Annotated in this window: 14 protein-coding genes; 3 read left to right on the forward strand and 11 right to left on the reverse strand. The window is 51.6% G+C overall.

Going from position 1 to position 17,774, the window contains the following annotated elements; translation table 11 throughout:
* Positions 1-4: 4 nt before the first annotated feature.
* From tldD to K1Y77_RS10320, 7 genes are read right to left on the reverse strand one after another with little or no spacing between them, the layout of a single operon-like run.
* The gene (gene tldD, locus K1Y77_RS10290) at positions 5-1,459 is read right to left on the reverse strand and encodes a metalloprotease TldD (RefSeq protein WP_264428315.1); all 1,455 of its coding nucleotides are present in this window, start codon (positions 1,457-1,459) and stop codon (positions 5-7) included.
* On the reverse strand, positions 1,456-5,373 hold the full coding sequence (locus K1Y77_RS10295) for a YhdP family phospholipid transporter (protein WP_406567284.1): 3,918 nt from the start codon (positions 5,371-5,373) through the stop codon (positions 1,456-1,458). The genes tldD and K1Y77_RS10295 overlap by 4 nt, the downstream gene beginning before the upstream one ends.
* A 2-nt stretch (positions 5,374-5,375) precedes the next feature.
* The gene (gene rng, locus K1Y77_RS10300) at positions 5,376-6,839 is read right to left on the reverse strand and encodes a ribonuclease G (RefSeq protein ID WP_030072258.1); all 1,464 of its coding nucleotides are present in this window, start codon (positions 6,837-6,839) and stop codon (positions 5,376-5,378) included.
* 59 nt (positions 6,840-6,898) lie between these two features.
* Positions 6,899-7,522: a Maf family protein gene (locus tag K1Y77_RS10305; RefSeq protein ID WP_264428319.1), complete on the reverse strand. Its 624-nt coding sequence runs from the start codon at positions 7,520-7,522 to the stop codon at positions 6,899-6,901.
* 50 nt (positions 7,523-7,572) lie between these two features.
* A complete protein-coding gene (gene mreD / locus K1Y77_RS10310) occupies positions 7,573-8,061 on the reverse strand; it encodes a rod shape-determining protein MreD (RefSeq protein WP_030072254.1) in 489 nt (162 codons plus the stop codon).
* Positions 8,061-9,014, reverse strand: coding sequence for a rod shape-determining protein MreC (mreC, locus tag K1Y77_RS10315; RefSeq protein ID WP_030072252.1), 954 nt, complete (start codon positions 9,012-9,014; stop codon positions 8,061-8,063). Before mreC ends, mreD begins: the two co-directional genes overlap by 1 nt.
* 23 nt (positions 9,015-9,037) lie before the next feature.
* Positions 9,038-10,075, reverse strand: a complete 1,038-nt coding sequence (locus K1Y77_RS10320; RefSeq protein ID WP_018915723.1) for a rod shape-determining protein — start codon at positions 10,073-10,075, stop codon at positions 9,038-9,040.
* Positions 10,076-10,304: 229 nt separating this feature from the next.
* On the opposite strand from K1Y77_RS10320, the gene gatC reads away from it, so the two are divergent.
* From gatC to gatB, 3 genes are all read left to right on the forward strand, one after another.
* Entirely contained in the window at positions 10,305-10,592 is a 288-nt protein-coding gene (gene gatC / locus K1Y77_RS10325) for an Asp-tRNA(Asn)/Glu-tRNA(Gln) amidotransferase subunit GatC (protein ID WP_030072248.1), read from the forward strand.
* A gap of 68 nt (positions 10,593-10,660) precedes the next feature.
* Positions 10,661-12,121 carry an Asp-tRNA(Asn)/Glu-tRNA(Gln) amidotransferase subunit GatA gene (gatA, locus tag K1Y77_RS10330; RefSeq protein WP_030072246.1) on the forward strand — a complete coding sequence of 487 codons (1,461 nt, stop codon included), beginning with the start codon at positions 10,661-10,663 and terminating at the stop codon, positions 12,119-12,121.
* Complete coding sequence (gene gatB / locus K1Y77_RS10335) at positions 12,121-13,575, forward strand: Asp-tRNA(Asn)/Glu-tRNA(Gln) amidotransferase subunit GatB (protein WP_264428322.1); 1,455 nt, start codon at positions 12,121-12,123, stop codon at positions 13,573-13,575. The genes gatA and gatB overlap by 1 nt, the downstream gene beginning before the upstream one ends.
* A 75-nt stretch (positions 13,576-13,650) precedes the next feature.
* Here the strand turns inward: gatB and sixA are convergent, their stop codons facing one another.
* The 4 genes from sixA to K1Y77_RS10355 all read right to left on the reverse strand — a co-directional run bounded on the left by sixA (position 13,651) and on the right by K1Y77_RS10355 (position 17,703).
* Positions 13,651-14,154, reverse strand: coding sequence for a phosphohistidine phosphatase SixA (gene sixA / locus K1Y77_RS10340; RefSeq protein ID WP_264018077.1), 504 nt, complete (start codon positions 14,152-14,154; stop codon positions 13,651-13,653).
* Entirely contained in the window at positions 14,147-15,232 is a 1,086-nt protein-coding gene (locus K1Y77_RS10345; RefSeq protein WP_030072241.1) for an NAD(P)H-dependent glycerol-3-phosphate dehydrogenase, read from the reverse strand. The genes sixA and K1Y77_RS10345 overlap by 8 nt, the downstream gene beginning before the upstream one ends.
* 116 nt (positions 15,233-15,348) lie before the next feature.
* Positions 15,349-17,253: a molecular chaperone HtpG gene (gene htpG / locus K1Y77_RS10350; protein ID WP_264428325.1), complete on the reverse strand. Its 1,905-nt coding sequence runs from the start codon at positions 17,251-17,253 to the stop codon at positions 15,349-15,351.
* Between the two features lie 102 nt (positions 17,254-17,355).
* Positions 17,356-17,703, reverse strand: coding sequence for a YkvA family protein (locus K1Y77_RS10355; protein WP_264428326.1), 348 nt, complete (start codon positions 17,701-17,703; stop codon positions 17,356-17,358).
* Positions 17,704-17,774 lie beyond the last annotated feature (71 nt).

Raw genomic sequence — 17,774 nt, forward strand, 5'->3', positions numbered from 1 at the left:
CCCTTCATGATGATTGGGTACCGCCCACGGTCAGCTCATCCAACTTAAGGGTGGGCTGGCCGACGCCTACCGGCACCCCCTGCCCCTCTTTGCCGCAAACACCAATTCCTGTATCCATTTCCATATCATGGCCGATCATTGAAACACGCCCCATAGCTTCAGGGCCGTTGCCAATTAAAGTGGCCCCTTTCACCGGCGCAGTAATTTTGCCATCTTCAATGAGGTAGGCTTCGCTGGCTGAAAACACAAACTTGCCTGATGTAATATCGACTTGGCCACCACCAAAACTGACCGCATAGATACCGCGCTTAACGCTTTTGATAATATCGGCAGGTTCATCTTGGCCTGCCAGCATGACAGTATTCGTCATGCGCGGCATTGGCAAATGAGCAAAAGATTCACGCCGCGCATTGCCGGTTGGATTCATATTCATTAACCGTGCATTCAGCTTATCCTGCATATAGCCGGTTAAAATACCGTCCTCAATTAGCGGCGTGTACTGCCCTGGCGTACCCTCATCATCCACGCTTAACGAGCCACGGCAGTCAGCGACGGTTGCGTCATCAACGACCGTCACACCTTTCGCCGCAACACGTTTCCCCATGCGCCCAGCAAAAGCGGAACTGCCCTTACGATTAAAATCACCTTCAAGACCATGACCCACCGCTTCATGAAGCAAAATCCCGGGCCATCCAGCACCCAAGACCACAGGCATTTGTCCAGCAGGTGCATCAACTGCCTCAAGGTTAACCAAGGCTTGGCGAACAGCCTCTTTCGCATAGTATTCCGCTACGTTTTCATCTCGCAGTCTGGACATTGAGTAGCGCCCCCCACCGCCGGCACTGCCTCGCTCTCGACGGCCGTTTTTAGCTGCAATCACACTTACGTTAAAACGTACTAATGGGCGGATATCTGCCGCTAAGGTGCCATCACTGGCACGTACTAACACGACTTCGTAAGTACCTGATAATGAGGCGCTCACTTGACTAATGCTGGGGTCAGCCGCGCGTGCTATGCGGTCTGCTTCTTTCAACATTGCCACTTTTTCGTCAGCCGTAAGCCCCGCTAGCGGGTCAATCCCTGCATAACGACCAGCAGCGCTAACAGCCACTACCGGCTGGCCAGGCAGCTGCTTTCCGCTACGCACAATGCCCGCTGCGGTGCGGCCAGTATCCATCAACGCATCTGCGGTAATTTGATTGGAGTAGGCAAAGCCTGTCTTTTCACCTGCTAGGGAGCGCACTCCAACGCCACCATCGATGTTATAGCTGGCTTCTTTTACTTCACCATCTTCCAGCACCCAGCCCTCTTGCCAAGTACGCTGAAAATAGAGGTCAGCATAATCAATCCCCCCGCCCATGGCATAAGACAGCCCTGCATCAAGGGCATCTAAATCTAGACCACCCGGTGTTAACAAAATAGAAACAGCGGTGTTTATATCGCTTTTATGTGCGGTCATTGAGGGCCTTCTAAAGTAATCTGCGGCGACGTCCACGGACCTCGCACGCGATAATGAATAGTGGTTGCTTGGTCTAGTGCGTTACCAAAAAGCTGATCCGCTATAAAAAGAGCCCCACCCACAATGGGGGCTCCAACGGCAATGGCTGCGATAGGCAAGCTTTGGCTAATAGGTAGTGTGACGCCTAACCGTTGATCAAGTTCACGTCGTATAAGATTGACGCTTCCCGTCAAGGTTAGCGTAGTGGATGGTGCTTCAATACTCAGCGGCCCGCGCAGTATTAATTGACCTGCGGCGACATCTGCCGTGCCATGCACCCGATCAAATGCAGTTCCCCGCCCCGTAACGTCTGAAAAGTCAAAGCGCAAGCGGCGCAGAATATTGTCAAAATTAAGCAGGCCCACTAAGCGAGCCGGAGTAGACTCCAGGGTCACAAAGCGCCCGTCACGCACATCAGTACGGATATCGCCTTCCGCCCGACTTAATTCAAATTGCCAGGGAGCGCCTGGCCACGTGAGCGCCGCACTGACATCCGTGGTACGACTGCGCATGGCGACTGGTTGGCCTAGACGCTCTAATGCAGTACCCACGTCACCGCCTTGTATCGATACATCAGCACGTGTATGGCTATTGATTGCATTGCCTTCCCACACCAACTCTCCGCGGGCAGAGAGCTGCCCTAGTGTCAGGCCAACTGGGGAAAGGGTAAAACGTTGATCCTGAGTTTGCCAATAAGCGGTTAACGGTCCAAAACGCCCTTCGCCAAGGCTAATATCAGCTAATCGCAGTCTGCCATTAGGCAGTTGGTTAAGCCATTCAGGTATCGCACTTGTGGCAGCGTGTTGAGTTTCGACAGCATCCATCCAAGAACCTGGCGTCGGCGCACTGCTGTCATGCGCTGCGGCAGGCATATCAAATAATCGATCTACCTCTAGCGACGAGATAGCAATATCAAGCGGCAGCGCGCTATCTGGCTGATAATCCACTCGACCTGATACAAGATCACCACTTAACTGCATTGCTAAGCGCTTCCCTTCAATACTGCCTGTCGCCGCTAACTGACCAAAACACGCATCACGAAAATGCACGCAGGGCGTATTAACCATTACTGATATCGGCGTGCCCTCTCTATTGCCGTTTGCCGAAGACGACGCCTGCATGAAGGGGGACAACGCTTCCTGCCAGTCATCGAGAGGTAACTCATCAACATGCGCGGTCACTTTCCAGCCTGGTTGCGTCGGCCAGTTATCAGGTGCGACAGCACCACCAAGAGCAACCTCACCCGACAGCTCGTCACTGCCAAGCTGCACGCGGGCATTAACAATATCGGCTACTTGTGTTGCTAAACGGCCACTCGCAAAGTCTGCACTTAACCGCCATGGCCAAGGCTGTTCAGCAGGCTTACTAAACGGTGCCGGCAACCTACTAGTAATACCAAGCAAACGGCTTTCAAGGACGAGTGACGGTGTTGGCTGTAAATTGATCTGCCCACGCCACTGAGTACGCCCCTCGATCAGTTGGCGTGCCTGCTCAGTGGGAATGTCAGCTAATTGAAACAAAGCAGCGATATCAATATTACCGCTGAGGATAATACCATCGTCTGGAACGTTGATATCCGCATCTATAGAGCTACCTAACAGCTGACCTGACACCTGGCCAAGTAAGGCACTTTTTTCGCCTTGCTGCTGCCAAGTCATCTCCCCCTGGAGATTTTCTAGTGGAATATTGATAGGTTGAAAAGCAAGCGTTGAGAAATTTGGTCGAGCATTAATCTCTAACGCAAGTAAGTCTGGCGCGTTCAGCGGTAACGATAATGCGATCTCCCCTTCAACACTACCTTCAGCACGAACATCGTTAAGCAAGGGCATATCAATCTCTGGCATCGCCTGAAGAAATGCCAGTAGTGCATCACTATCACCAGAGAGACTTCCCGATAGATCAAGCCTCTCATCAGCCATCTTTAGCACCCCATCAGAAACGCCGATGCCAAGACTTTCAGCGTGCTGAATAGTCGCTTCCAACACTTGGTCTTGCCAAATCAACCTGCCCTCAACCTCCTCAAGCATCGGCCACTCTGGAGCAATAGGTAACCGCCCTTGCGTGACAGAAAGCGCCAACGTAGAGGAAAGTTGATCTGCAGGCTGCCTTTCTGAACTAGACTCTTCACCAGTAAAGGGGAGACTAAGCTTAAGCGAGCCATGGGAGACATAGCCGCCTATATCGGTTAATAGCCACTCACGAAGCTCAGGCTCGAGTATTTTAATGGGCAGCCACTGCGAAAGCGGGTAGTTAAGCGCATCAACATTCTCAAAACCAATATCAAGCCCGAACTGCCCCCCTTGCTTAGCTGCAATTAAACCAAACCCTCCGACCACCTCGGCCCCGTCCCACTCTAAGCGCAGATCTCTACCGCTAATCATGGTGCTCGGACCGTCATACACCCACTCCACCACACCTTCTGCATGGCTTAATTGCATGGGCGATTCAAATAATTCAGGGAAATTAAGCGAGCTGCCTCCAGCACTATTAAATGTTACTCTGCCTCGAAAGTCTCTTGCCTGTACCCAGGCATCTAATGGGCCACCACCTGGCGCTTGCTCCCAAGGCAGCACTGCCACATTGGTCAACGCCGCATCAACTCCCCAATGGCCTTCATGTTGACCTAGACGCAAACCTTGCACCTGACCACGGGGAGATAAAGTTTGTAATACTCGGGTTAATGATTCAGGCAGTAAAATATAGTCACGCCAAGCAGCCAAAGAGGCCAGTTCAAAGGCACTGGTGCGTACTTCCCATTGATCAGGCTGATGGGTTAGGTACCAATGTCGCGGCAAGGCTGGGCCTTCACTGCCTCCCTTAGGCCGCGCCCACTCAACGTTTTCAGCATTACCACTAAGCCACGCTTCGCCGCCCTCACCGTCTCGTTGCCATAAACCATTCGCCTGAATGTTTTGAAGTACAGCGTATTGAATCTCGTGACGCAGAGTTAGTTGTGGAACATCAACAGCCAAACGCGCTTCATCCAAGCGCCCAGCGTGCCAGCGCCCCCACAGCTTAACTTCGCCTCCCGCTTGCTCTAAGGCCGGCATACTATCGGAACGCAAAACAGCGGCTAATGCCACTAAATGATCCAGCTGCATATCCAATTGAAGCGCCGCTGAAAAATCACGAAATCCCTGCTTTCCAGGCTGCATCTCCACGTTCATGGCAATGGCTGGCAGCGCTTCTTGTTCTTGAGCCTCTTGTTCTTGAGCCTCTTGTTTTGGTGACCCTGCTACCTGCGAATCCTCGCCTTGAGATTCTAAGATCATGATCGCGCCTTCTAGGCGCGTCCGCCGCTCATCGCCATTGAGCAGTAAGGTAGGCGCATGTAAGGTAACGACTTGCTGGCTACCATGCAGCACTAACCGAGTATTATCGACCCACAGGCGCTGACGAAGAATAAGGCCAGCCCAGGCATCTAGTGCAGCTAAGTCAACGGTTGGCTCCTCGGACATCACAATCGGCAATTCTGCCGGTGCCGGCCAGCCCCAAGCAGCGTCGTCCTGCTGATAAAGATGAAACTCAAGCCCCGTAATACGCGCATCATTAAACACTGGCGCAACACTTTTTAGTGTCGCCCAGCCATCTAGACGTAAATGGGCATTTTCAAGGGAAACCAATGGCTGCCCGTCATGCGCGGTTGAATGCACGCCTTCGAGCCGCAACACAAGATCGTTACGGGCCAACGAAAGCGATAGGTGCTCTATAGTAACGGGCACGCCTACCCGGGACTCTAATAACGCTTCTATTTTTGGTGTTAACAAGCTGGACTGGCTAACCAATAAGCGCGCTAGCAGCAACAAGACAGCAAGGCTTCCTAGCAGTGATGCAATCACTACTAGGCACCAGCGAGAGAATGAACGTAGCGCCATCATTACATTAGTACGATGTCGTACTGTTCTTGAGAGTAGTGTTGTTCTACTTGAAAACGAATGGTTTTATTAATGAACGTTTCCAGGTCGGCGACTGCTGCAGACTCTTCGTCTAACAGCCTGTCAACTACCGGTTGAGAAGCAAGCACCATGTACGTTTCAGCACTATAAGCACGCTCTTCACGAAGTATTTCTCGAAAAATCTCGTAACAGACTGTTTCTGGGGTTTTCAACGTGCCGCGCCCACTACACATGGGGCATGCCTCACACAACGTTTGTTCCAAGCTTTCTCGCGTACGTTTGCGGGTCAATTGTACTAAACCAAGCTCAGTCACGCCGGTACACTTCGTTTTAGCATGATCTCGCTCTAACGCCTTCTCCAGCACGCGTAACACTTGGCGTTGATGTTCGACATCCACCATGTCGATAAAATCGATAATAATGATGCCGCCAAGATTGCGTAGTCTTAGCTGGCGAGCAATCGCCGTCGCCGCTTCCAGATTCGTTTTAAAAATTGTTTCTTCAAGATTACGGTGTCCAACATAACCACCGGTATTAACATCAATCGTGGTCATTGCTTCTGTCGGGTCGATAACCAGATAGCCGCCTGACTTCAACTGCACCTTACGCCCAAGCGCTTTTTGAATCTCATCTTCAACACTGTACAAGTCAAAGATAGGTCGCTCTCCGGGATAATACTCGATGCGGTCTACTGCATCTGGCATAAACTCTTCAGCAAACTCGACCAGTTTGACAAAGTTTTCGCGGGAATCGATGCGTACTTTTTCAATATCGTCACGCATAACGTCACGCAACGTGCGCATAAATAAAGGCAAGTCGTCGTAGATTACACTAGGCGATGCTGCCGTTATTTTTCGTTCGCTTACTTTGCGCCAAATCCGCAGCAGGAAGTACATGTCGCTCGCTAGCTCTTCATCGACAACACCCTCCGCCGCCGTACGAACAATAAAACCACCGGTCACCTCGATGGTCTGCTCCTCTATCCCTGAATCAAGCAACGCCTTTAAGCGCTCCCGCTCTCGTTCATCTTCAATGCGTTGAGACACGCCATGATGAGGTGAGTCAGGCATGTAGACAAGATAGCGTGAAGGAATCGAGAGATGGGTCGTGAGTCTAGCGCCCTTGGTACCAATAGGATCTTTGGTCACCTGAACAACAAGCGCCTGCCCCTCATGCAATAGTTGGCCAATGGTCTGCTGTTCATCATTAGGCGTACCTGGCGGCATCACCTCATGGGCATGAATAAACGCCGCACGTTCTAGACCAATATCAACAAAAGCAGCCTGCATACCAGGCAGTACGCGCACTACTTTGCCTTTGTAGATATTGCCTACAATACCACGCCTACGTGAGCGTTCGATGAGTGCCTCTTGCAAGACACCGTTTTCCACCAATGCAACGCGAGTCTCCATTGGCGTTAAATTGATGAGGACTTCACCGCTCATGCAAAATTCCTTATTGAGTCACAGTATCCTTGCCCTGACAGCAGGCGGCGAAACGGCGGTTATCTACTCTTATAGCAGCCCGACCAGATTGGCACCCCTTGTTGGCAAAGCAAATGCGTTGTTTCGTAAAGCGGCAGCCCGACTACTGCTGAGTGACTGCCCTTAATTTCTTCAACAAAAATAGCGGCTAACCCTTGGATAGCATATCCACCCGCTTTATCAGCAGGCTCACCAGTTTGCCAATAATCAGCTATTTCCTGCTGGCTTATCACGCGCATCTTAACGCTGGTAGTTACACAACAAGAGAATACACCCTTGGTACCAACCACAGCGACCGCTGTTAATACATGGTGACAACGCCCTGACAGCTTCTGAAGCATAGCGGCAGCATCATGCTCATCAATTGGCTTACCCAATATTTGATTATCAATTACCACGGCGGTGTCAGCACCCAGCACAGGGAGGGCTGACCTTGAAGCGACCGCTTGTGCTTTGGCAATAGCCAAACGCTCTACATACGCCTGTGCAGATTCATCTTCAAGCGGCGTTTCATCTATGTCGCTCGGGATGACATCTGCTATTACGCCAATTGATGCTAACAAGGCCTTGCGTCTAGGTGACGCTGAGGCAAGGCATAACACGGGGGTCACCTTAGGGGCGACGACAGAAAAAGTCCCGTCCATTCCAACTCCAAGCTTGCTTATCCCACGATGACATCGTGGAGCCTCAACCATCACGCATTAGCCAAACGCCGTTCGAGTGCTTTAAGCATGGTCGACCACCAAGGCCACAAAACAGCGCTAATCAATGACGGTATCAAAAAAGATAGGTGGATAGAAAACTCACCTGTTAACGTGCGTAACCACTGCTCTACTAACTGCACCAAGCCTAATAAAACCAAGACAAGAACGGACTGTTGCACCAGAGAATATGCACGAAAACGGGGATAAACTAGCGCACAGAAAAAGGCTAACAGCGACAATATCAGTGCATGCTGACCAAGCGCTGTACCCTCAATCAAATCCAATAGGATGCCGATAATAAAGCCATGAAAAACACCTACTCTATCAGGTGTTCGCATGCACCAATAAACCAGCATTAGCCCTATCCACTCTGGACGGAATACTTGCCAACCTTCTGCTAATGGCATGACTTGTAAGCATAGCGCGAACACAAGCGTGAACCACACAAAGACAAGCGGCACCACTGGCATCTTTGCCATTATGGCACCTCCCGAGCAGTATCCTGCGGCACATCAATCTGCTGTAAACCAACACGCTGAGCAGCGTGCAACGCAGCGGGTGAAATATCCATATCCTCCCCCCAAATAGTATCCTCGATTTCTTCGCGGGGCGGCGGGAATAACAGGAGGAAGTGACGTGAACGCTGCAATTGCGCAGAAGGTTCTGCGGTCACTTGAGCAAAAGGTTGGCCTGGGTCGTGGTAAACATTCGTCACTCTCGCGACGGGGTGTCCCGGCGGGAAGCGTCCCGCTAAACCAGAGGTCGTAAGCAAATCACCTTCACGAATATCTGCCGTATCAGGCACATGCAGAACATTAACGCTGCCGTAACGGCCAGCGCCTTGCACAATGAATCGCAGACCGTTGCGATTGACTTGTACAGGTAACGCATGGCTAGCATCAGCTAACAGTAAGACACGGCTTGAATAAGCCGAGACAGAAGTTACTTGACCCACTAAACCAAATGCATCAATGACTGGCTGTCCAACATAAGCACCATTGCGGTGACCACGATCAACCACCATTTGGTGGCTAAAAGGATCGTTATCCAGCGACAGAAGTTCAGCGGTAATATAGGGGATATCGCGTCGCTGGGCGGCTTTTAGCAGTTCGCGCAGCTCAGCGTTTTCCGCTGTCAAGTTAGCTAACCGTTGGCCACGGTGTGAAAGCGTTAAAATTTGCTCCCGCAGGCGTCGGTTTTCATCAACAAGCGCTTGTTGATCCGATAACGCAAGTGCCCCCCAGTTCAGTAGGTCGCTAGGCACACTAACAACCCACTGAATGGGGGCAACAAGCATAGTCATTTGGGCGCGCACGTCTTCCATACGTGTAAAACGCTGGTCAACAAACATCAAAGCGCTTGCCAATAGCATACAGAAAAATAATCGGTACCCTGGCAAAGACCCGTGCGAAAATAGCGGTTTAATAGGCAATCCCCCGCGATAAACCGCTACGATCAGTCGCTCGACAGCAACTCGAAAGTATGCTGATCAATCATCTCTAGCGCCTTGCCGCCACCGCGGGCCACACAAGTGAGCGGGTCTTCCGCCACGATCACCGGCAAGCCTGTCTCTTCAGCGATTAATTTATCGAGATCACGCAACAGTGCACCCCCACCGGTTAGTACCAAACCACGTTCGGCAATATCAGAGGCTAGCTCTGGCGGTGATTGCTCAAGGGCACTCTTAACTGCCGCCACAATAGAACCTAAGGTTTCTTGTAACGCTTCAAGAATCTCGTGGGAGTTCAGTGTAAAGCTGCGCGGAATGCCTTCTGCCAAGTTACGGCCACGCACATCAATTTCGCGTAATTCGCCACCTGGATACGCACAGCCGATCTCTTCTTTGATTCGCTCGGCAGTAGCTTCACCAATCAAACTGCCATAGTGGCGGCGCACATACGCAGTGATAGCCTCATCAAAGCGGTCACCACCAACGCGAATAGATTCTGAATAAACCACGCCATTGAGCGAAATAATGGCAATTTCGGTAGTACCACCACCGATATCAACCACCATAGAGCCCTGTGCTTCTTCAACCGGAAGCCCTGCTCCAATTGCCGCAGCCATCGGCTCTTCGATCAAAAACACTTCACGTGCGCCAGCACCTTCCGCCGACTCGCGAATCGCGCGCCGTTCAACCTGTGTCGACATGCAAGGAACGCATACCAAGACACGGGGGCTGGGCGTTAAGAAAGTGCTTTGATGCACCTTGCGGATAAAATGTTGAAGCATCTGCTCCGTCACGGTGAAATCGGCGATAACACCATCTTTCATCGGGCGGATGGCGGTGATGTTGCCTGGCGTGCGCCCGAGCATACGTTTTGCATCGGCGCCAACCGATGCGACGCTGCGCATGTTGCCAGACTGGCGGATAGCAACTACGGACGGTTCATCGAGCACGATGCCACGACCGCGTACATAAATCAGTGTGTTGGCCGTACCCAAGTCGATCGACAGATCGCTGGAAAACAGCCCCCTCAAACGTTTGAACATGGATGTTGTTACCTAGTGCAGACCGGGAACCCTGTGCGGATGCAAACGGTATCACCGCAACCCCTTGGCAGCAAGCACGAGTAGTGCCTAATACTGCCCGTTAGGGCCAATATGTGGTACCTTTTGCGGCTATTTTCTACGTCTGCTACACAAGACGAATTTAAGATGACCGTATGTATACCGCTTAACACGGAATATGTTCCATCACGATTGCGAGGAAAATTCGATCATGGCGCTTGAAGAATCTCATGTGCGCCGGGCCGCACACTTGGCCCGACTCGCCGTTAGCGATGACCAAGCCAGTGGTTTTGTCGACGATCTAAGCCGCATACTGGACATGGTCGACCAGCTACAGAGCCTGGACACCGATGGCGTTGCGCCGCTTGCGCACCCGTTGGATGCTACGCAACGCCTGCGCGCCGACGAAGTCACGGAAATTGATCAGCGCGACGCTTTCCAGCGCTGTGCTCCGGCAGTAGAAAATGGCCTCTACCTTGTGCCTCGCGTGGTGGAGTAACCAGATTACCACGCCTAGGCCGCTATTTTCTGCTCTTTCTATTCGCCCCCGAACGGAGCTTCCGGGTCATGCATGATAAAACCGTAACGCAGCTTGCTGCCGCCCTGAAAAGCGGTGAATTTTCCAGCCGAGAGCTGACTTCGCACTTTTTACAACGTATTGAGAAAGCTGACGGTTCCCTCAATAGCTTTATTACCGTCACCGCCGAGCAAGCCCTTAATGAGGCAGAAGCCGCCGACAATGCCCGTGCTGCAGGCAAGGCTGGCAAGCTAACAGGCATTCCCTTCGCACTGAAAGACATCTTTTGTACCCAAGGTGTTAAAACCAGCTGTGGCTCAAAAATGCTCGACAACTTCATCGCGCCTTACAGTGCTACCGTAGTAGAAAAACTCAACGCAGCGGGCACCATCAGTTTGGGTAAAACCAACATGGACGAGTTCGCGATGGGCTCTTCCAATGAAAATAGCTATTTTGGCGCGGTAAAAAATCCCTGGGACCTCACAGCAGTTCCCGGTGGAAGCTCAGGTGGCAGCGCCGCAGCCGTTGCAGCAGGCCTTGTACCTGCTGCGATGGGCACAGACACAGGCGGCTCTATTCGTCAGCCAGCGGCGTTTTGTGGCATCACCGGCTTAAAGCCTACCTATGGCCGGGTTTCTCGCTATGGCATCATTGCCTATGCATCTAGCCTCGATCAGGCTGGCCCTATGGCAAAAAGCGCTGAAGACTGCGCGCATCTGCTTAATGTCATTGCGGGACATGACGTGCGCGACTCTACCAGCGTTGCCCGCGGCGTTCCCGACTACACTGAAACGCTCAATGCCCCGCTTTCCGGCCTCAAAATCGGCCTGCCGAAGGAGTACTTTGGCGATGGTTTGGACGCTGACGTCGAAAAAGCGGTTCGTGAGGCAGTGAAGGTGTATGAATCACTGGGAGCGACCGTGCGCGAAGTAAGCCTGCCGCATACCCACTATGCGATTCCAGCTTATTACGTCATCGCCCCCGCCGAGGCTTCCTCAAACCTCTCCCGCTATGATGGCGTGCGTTTTGGGCATCGCTGCGATGCCCCGGCTGATCTCATTGACCTCTACACGCGCTCTCGTGCGGAAGGCTTCGGTGATGAAGTAAAGCGACGCATTCTGATTGGCACGCACACGTTGTCAGAAGGCTTCTTTGACGCCTACTACACCAAAGCACAGAAAGTCCGCCGTTTAATTCGACAGGACTTCCTTGACGCCTTTGAAGATGTAGACGTACTAATGGGACCAGCATCGCCAACCCCCGCGTTTGACCTTGGCGCTAAGAAAGATCCGGTGTCTATGTACCTACAAGATATTTACACCATCGCCGTTAACCTAGCTGGCATTCCTGGCATCAGCGTTCCTGCGGGTTTTTCAAATGGTCGTCCGGTTGGCCTGCAAATTCTGGGCACTCACTTTGCAGAAGCACAGCTGCTAAACGTGGCGCACCAGTTCCAGCAAGCCACTGACTGGCACTTACAACGCCCTGCTTTTGCCGAGGAGAACGCCTAATGCAATGGGAAACCGTGATTGGGCTGGAAGTACACGTTCAGCTCGCGACTCGTTCGAAAATATTCTCCGGTGCTTCCACCGCCTTTGGCGCAGAGCCGAACACTCAAGCCTGCGCCGTTGACCTTGGCTTGCCTGGCGTTCTGCCAGTGCTTAACGAGCAAGCTGTCGCCATGGCTGTCCAGTTTGGACTTGCGGTACATGCCGACATTCCTGAAGTATCGGTATTCGACCGTAAAAACTACTTCTATCCGGATTTGCCCAAGGGCTATCAAACCAGCCAGATGTATCATCCGATCGTCGGCGCGGGTGATGTCGAAATCACCCTAGATGATGAGTCAACCAAACGCATCCGTATCCATCACGCCCACCTTGAGGAAGATGCCGGCAAATCGTTACATGAAGACTTTCACGGCATGACGGGCATCGACCTTAACCGGGCAGGCACACCGCTACTAGAAATCGTTTCTGAACCGGATATGCGCAGTGCAAAAGAGGCCGCTGCATATCTCAAAGCGATCCACTCTATTGTGACCTATCTGGGCATTTCCGATGGCAATATGGCGGAAGGCTCAATGCGCTGCGATGTTAACGTTTCAGTGCGCCCTAAAGGCCAAGAAGCTTTCGGCACCCGCGCGGAAATCAAAAACGTCAACTCGTTCCGCTTTGTTGAGCGTGCGATTGCTTATGAGGTCGAGCGCCAGATTGAGCTGATCGAAGATGGCGGTAAGGTCGTGCAGGAAACCCGCCTGTTTGACCCAGAGCGCGATGAAACCCGCAGCATGCGCACCAAGGAAGAAGCTAACGACTATCGCTACTTCCCCTGCCCAGACCTTTTACCCGTAGTGCTAGATCAAGCCTACCTTGATCATCTTCGCAGCCAGTTACCAGAGCTACCCGCCGACAAGCGAGCGCGCTTTCAGACGTCGCTAGGCCTATCGGCTTACGACGCCCACGTGCTGTCTGCAAGTCGAGAAATGGCTGAATTTTTCGAAGAAGTACACCGCGTATGCGGCGATGCAAAACAGGCTGCCAACTGGGTACAAGGTGAGCTTTCAGGTGCGCTTAATCGAGAAAATCTAAGCATTCAAAACAGCCCTGTTTCTGCGAAACAGCTCGGCGAGCTGATTAGTCGCGTACTGGACGACACCATTAATGGCAAAGCCGCTAAGCAAGTCTTTCAGGCGTTGTGGAATGGCCAAGGTGATAGCGCCGATGCCATCATTGATGCAAAAGGCTTGAAACAGGTCACCGACACCGGCGCGATCGAAGCAATGATTGATCAGGTAATTGCTGACAGCCCCGCCCAAGTTGCCCAATATCGAGATTCGGAACCAGAAAAACGCGGCAAGATGATTGGCTACTTCGTTGGCCAAGTGATGAAAGCATCCCGTGGCACAGCGAATCCTCAACAGGTGAATGGCTTGTTAAAAGAGAAGCTAGACGCGCTGCTGTAGCACTAACCATCGATTCTCATCAACGTTAAAGCGGCTGCCGAGGCAGCCGCTTTTTTGTACTGTAAATATAAAACGTTACGACAGCTGGCTTGGTTGGGTAAAGCGTTTTAGCGTTGCGCATCCAGTAGCCAACACCTCAGCCTCCAGCTCTGCAATAGCAGCAGTCGGGAAACTCATTCCTTGGCTAAGGGCACCTTCCACTAGCCGGCCCGTTAACTCGCCTACCAGCGGCATATGGCTGACTAGCATGATAGGGCCATCGTCTGGCAAGTTCAGTAGCCAATTACCAACCGTTGAAAGCCTGTCGTCTGGGGTAAGAAATGACAGCGTTTGTAACGAACAACCTAGCGCATCAGCGATAAGCTGGGCGGTCTGCTGTGCGCGCACAAAAGGGCTAGCATAAAGCGTCGGGCAAGGTAGCTCTCCTTGCTCAATGCGCCTGGCCAACCACTGTGCCATGACGCTAACCTCTTTCACACCTCGCGGTGTTAGTGGTCTAGCGTGATCGGGAAAACCCTGCCCAGCCTCCCCGTGCCGCATAATCAATACATTTTTCACATCACTTTTACCACTACCCATGCTCGCCTCCACTGTCGAAATGCGCTTGGTCGCGATGGGCCTGCTGAACAGCTTCGCGAGGCAGTATAAATTCTACATCACTGCTTTGCTCACCCATCATCAGGGTGCGTGCCATCTCTTGGGCCGGAACACCCTCAAACAGCACACGATTCAGGCCCTCAGCCAATGGCATATAGACCCCCATTTCCCGCGCTTTAGCACACACAAGCTTAACGGTATTAACCCCTTCTGCCACCTGGCCTAGCGCCGATACTGCTTCATCAAGGCCTCGCCCTTCACCCATGGCGTAACCAACCCGATAGTTACGGGATAGGTTAGACGAGCAGGTAACAATTAAATCACCGACGCCAGCCAAGCCTAAAAACGTCATCGGGTTAGCACCCTGCGCCACGGCAAAGCGGCTCATTTCGGCAAGTGCTCGCGTCATCAGCATGCTGCGGGTATTTTCACCCATCCCTAACGCTGCTGCCATACCTGCTGCAATCGCATAGATATTTTTAAGCGCCCCACCTAATTCAACGCCATGGCGATCATTGCTGGCATATACCCGAAAATAGCGGCAGCCTAACGCTTGCTGAACCCGTGTTCTGGTAAGCGCATCAGCACTAGCAATAACAGTGGCAGTCAGCTGTTTATCCGCAATCTCAGACGCCAAGTTTGGCCCTGCAATCACGCCAACGTGAGGGAATCCTGTCTCCTGCTCAAGCACCTGGCTCATGAGTAAGAAGCCATCTTGCTCAATACCTTTAGTGGTACTGACGAGAATTTGCTCTGCCGTTAGCCAAGGCTTGGCAGCCTGAACAACACTACGAAACGCCTTAGAAGGGATCGCAATTAATACTAACTCAGCACCTTCTAACACTACCTGCAGGTCTGTGGATGCGCTGACAGCGGAGTTAATTACGTAATGCGGTAAATAGCGCCCGTTGCGGTGCTCTTGGTTTATTTGCGTCACCAAAGCCTCATCACGCATCCACTGGCGTACCTTTGCGCCGTTATCGGCTGCAATGCTCGCCAGAGCGGTACCAAAGCTTCCGCCCCCCAGCACTGCGACATTCATCTGCTGCTCATCAGCCATGACGATATCCTGATCGTTGGTCTCGTGCGTTTAACGCTTATTTTATCACCATCTCTCTTAAAACAAGCGGCCCGCTTGGGTATCCAAGCGGGCCGCTTCAATCAACTACTTACTCATCAAGCCGTTAAAACACTATTGAGCCGCTTAACGTAAGCAGCAGGGTCATCAAGATGACCTCCCTCGGCAATAATCGCTTGATCAAGCAGAATATGCGCTAACTGGCCAAACAGATCACCGTCCGCATTTTCTAGACGCGCCACTAACGCATGATCTGGGTTTAGCTCCAGAATCGGCTTCACCTCAGGCATTGGCTGGCCAGCGGCTTCCATAATACGGCGCATCTGGTAGCCCATTTCATGCTCAGGAAGCACCACACAGGCGGGCGAATCAGTTAGACGATGGGTGATTTTCACCTCTTGAACACCATCGCTTAATGCCTCTTTAACGCGCTTAACCAGATCTTCCTTGGCTTTAGCCGTTTCCTCTTGAGCTTTCTTTTCTTCCTCGTCCTCCACATCACCAAGGTCTAATTCACCTTTGGCCACATCGGCAAACGATTTACCGTCAAACTCAGTAAGATGGCTCATTAACCACTCATCAACTCGGTCTGACAGCAGTAAAACTTCGATTCCCTTCTTACGGAAAATCTCAAGATGAGGGCTATTTTTTGCCGCATTAAAGCTGTCTGCCACCACATAATAGATTTTCTTTTGGCCCTCTTTCATACGCTCGACGTAATCGCTTAGCGCATGTTCTTGGGCAGCTGTATCGGTATGGGTTGATGCAAAGCGTAGCAGGCCAGCAATCTTTTCACGATTGGCAGCGTCTTCACCTGGCCCCTCTTTCAACACGCTACCAAACGTGTTCCAGAACGTTTGATACTGCTCACTGTCTTTAGTCAGTTTTTTGAGCATATCCAGCGCACGCTTGGTCAGCGCACCTTTAATCTTATCAACCTTAGGATCTTGCTGAAGCAGCTCGCGGGACACGTTCAAAGACAGATCGCGGGTATCTAGCACACCTTTAATAAAGCGCAGGTAGAGCGGCAGGAACTGTTCGGCATCATCCATAATGAATACGCGCTGAACGTAAAGCTTAACGCCTCGAGCGCCATCACGATCGAACATATCAAACGGTGCACGGCCCGGCACATAAAGCAGGCTGGTATATTCTAACTTACCCTCTACCTTATTATGGCTCCACGTCAGCGGATCGCTAAAATCGTGCGCAACGTGCTTATAAAACGCTTTGTACTCGTCCTCAGTGACCTCGCTTTTCGGACGCGCCCACAATGCAGTCGCTTCGTTGACCGTTTCCCAGGTAGTGATTTCACTGCCTTCAATATCTTTGCCTTCGTCGTCTTTTGCCGTTTCGGTTTTAGGCATGCGTACGGGCACTTCGATATGATCGGAATATTTGCGCACGAGGCTTTGCAAGCGATAGTCGTCGGCAAACTCTTTGGCATCATCTTTAAGATGAAGCGTGATCTCAGTACCGTGACGCTCGCATTCAATATCAGCAACAGTGAATTCACCTTCACCTTTAGAACGCCACTCAACCCCTTCTGAGGCGTCAGTGCCCGCTTTGCGAGTGCGTACCGCCACTTCATCAGCAACGATAAATCCAGAGTAGAATCCCACCCCGAATTGGCCGATCAGCTTAGCGTCTTTTTGCTGTTCGCCAGAAAGCTGCTTAAGAAACTCAGCGGTACCTGAACGAGCAATAGTACCAAGGTTTGCAATAACGTCATCGCGGTTCATACCAATGCCATTATCACGTAGCGTAATGGTATTAGCCTCACGATCGTGCTCAATTTCAATGCGCAGCTCACTATCACCTTCATAGAGCGCATCGTTATCAAGCGCTGCATAGCGCAACTTGTCACAGGCATCAGCTGAGTTAGAAATCAGCTCGCGTAAAAAAATCTCCCGATTAGAATACAAAGAGTGAATCATTAAATTCAGGAGTTGCTTAACTTCCGTTTGAAAGCCAAGAGTTTCTTCGTGGGTCGCCGTCGTCATGCGCTTAGCCCTCATTCATCACGTTGTGCTTGGCGCTCTTGCCTAACGCTAGGCAAGAGCGAAAAAGGTTGTGAACTCAATATGGGGTTAAGCAGTGAGATTTCAAGAAGGTGAATGAGAAGAAGAGGCTGGTGTTTCTTCTGCATATTTCCAAGCGCGGTAGTCAGACAAATGATCATCAGCACGGTTTAGCAACCAGCCCACAATCAACACATCATCAACAACGCCAATCATTACTAGAAAATCGGGAATCAGATCAAAAGGCATGACAAGATAAGCAAGCGCTAGCACCATCAAACCAAATGCAGACCAAGGGATAGGGCGAAAGTCCCCTCGCAGCACGTCACGCGTCATAGGCAAAAAAAGTTTTAGAGCTCGGCCAATGCGTTTTACAGCCCAAACACGAGTTTTGAGCCGACGAAACAACCACCACGTAGACATTCGTGCCATCGTTATTGAATCCTCTAGATATCGTAATTGTCAGAACATTGTTTATACATTTAGTTCATCATCTATCCAGC

The sequence above is a fragment of the Halomonas qaidamensis genome (genome assembly GCF_025917315.1).
Taxonomy (GTDB): Bacteria; Pseudomonadota; Gammaproteobacteria; order Pseudomonadales; family Halomonadaceae; genus Vreelandella; species Vreelandella qaidamensis.

Excerpts from the sequence above, each read along its gene's own strand:
- tldD (WP_264428315.1), bottom strand. The coding sequence starts at position 1,459 with ATGACCGCACATAAAAGCGATATAAACACCGCTGTTTCTATTTTGTTA.
- K1Y77_RS10295 (WP_406567284.1), bottom strand. The coding sequence starts at position 5,373 with ATGGCGCTACGTTCATTCTCTCGCTGGTGCCTAGTAGTGATTGCATCA.
- rng (WP_030072258.1), bottom strand. The coding sequence starts at position 6,839 with ATGAGCGGTGAAGTCCTCATCAATTTAACGCCAATGGAGACTCGCGTT.
- K1Y77_RS10305 (WP_264428319.1), bottom strand. The coding sequence starts at position 7,522 with ATGGACGGGACTTTTTCTGTCGTCGCCCCTAAGGTGACCCCCGTGTTA.
- mreD (WP_030072254.1), bottom strand. The coding sequence starts at position 8,061 with ATGGCAAAGATGCCAGTGGTGCCGCTTGTCTTTGTGTGGTTCACGCTT.
- K1Y77_RS10320 (WP_018915723.1), bottom strand. The coding sequence starts at position 10,075 with ATGTTCAAACGTTTGAGGGGGCTGTTTTCCAGCGATCTGTCGATCGAC.
- gatC (WP_030072248.1), top strand. The coding sequence starts at position 10,305 with ATGGCGCTTGAAGAATCTCATGTGCGCCGGGCCGCACACTTGGCCCGA.
- gatA (WP_030072246.1), top strand. The coding sequence starts at position 10,661 with ATGCATGATAAAACCGTAACGCAGCTTGCTGCCGCCCTGAAAAGCGGT.
- gatB (WP_264428322.1), top strand. The coding sequence starts at position 12,121 with ATGCAATGGGAAACCGTGATTGGGCTGGAAGTACACGTTCAGCTCGCG.
- sixA (WP_264018077.1), bottom strand. The coding sequence starts at position 14,154 with ATGGGTAGTGGTAAAAGTGATGTGAAAAATGTATTGATTATGCGGCAC.
- K1Y77_RS10345 (WP_030072241.1), bottom strand. The coding sequence starts at position 15,232 with ATGGCTGATGAGCAGCAGATGAATGTCGCAGTGCTGGGGGGCGGAAGC.
- htpG (WP_264428325.1), bottom strand. The coding sequence starts at position 17,253 with ATGACGACGGCGACCCACGAAGAAACTCTTGGCTTTCAAACGGAAGTT.
- K1Y77_RS10355 (WP_264428326.1), bottom strand. The coding sequence starts at position 17,703 with ATGGCACGAATGTCTACGTGGTGGTTGTTTCGTCGGCTCAAAACTCGT.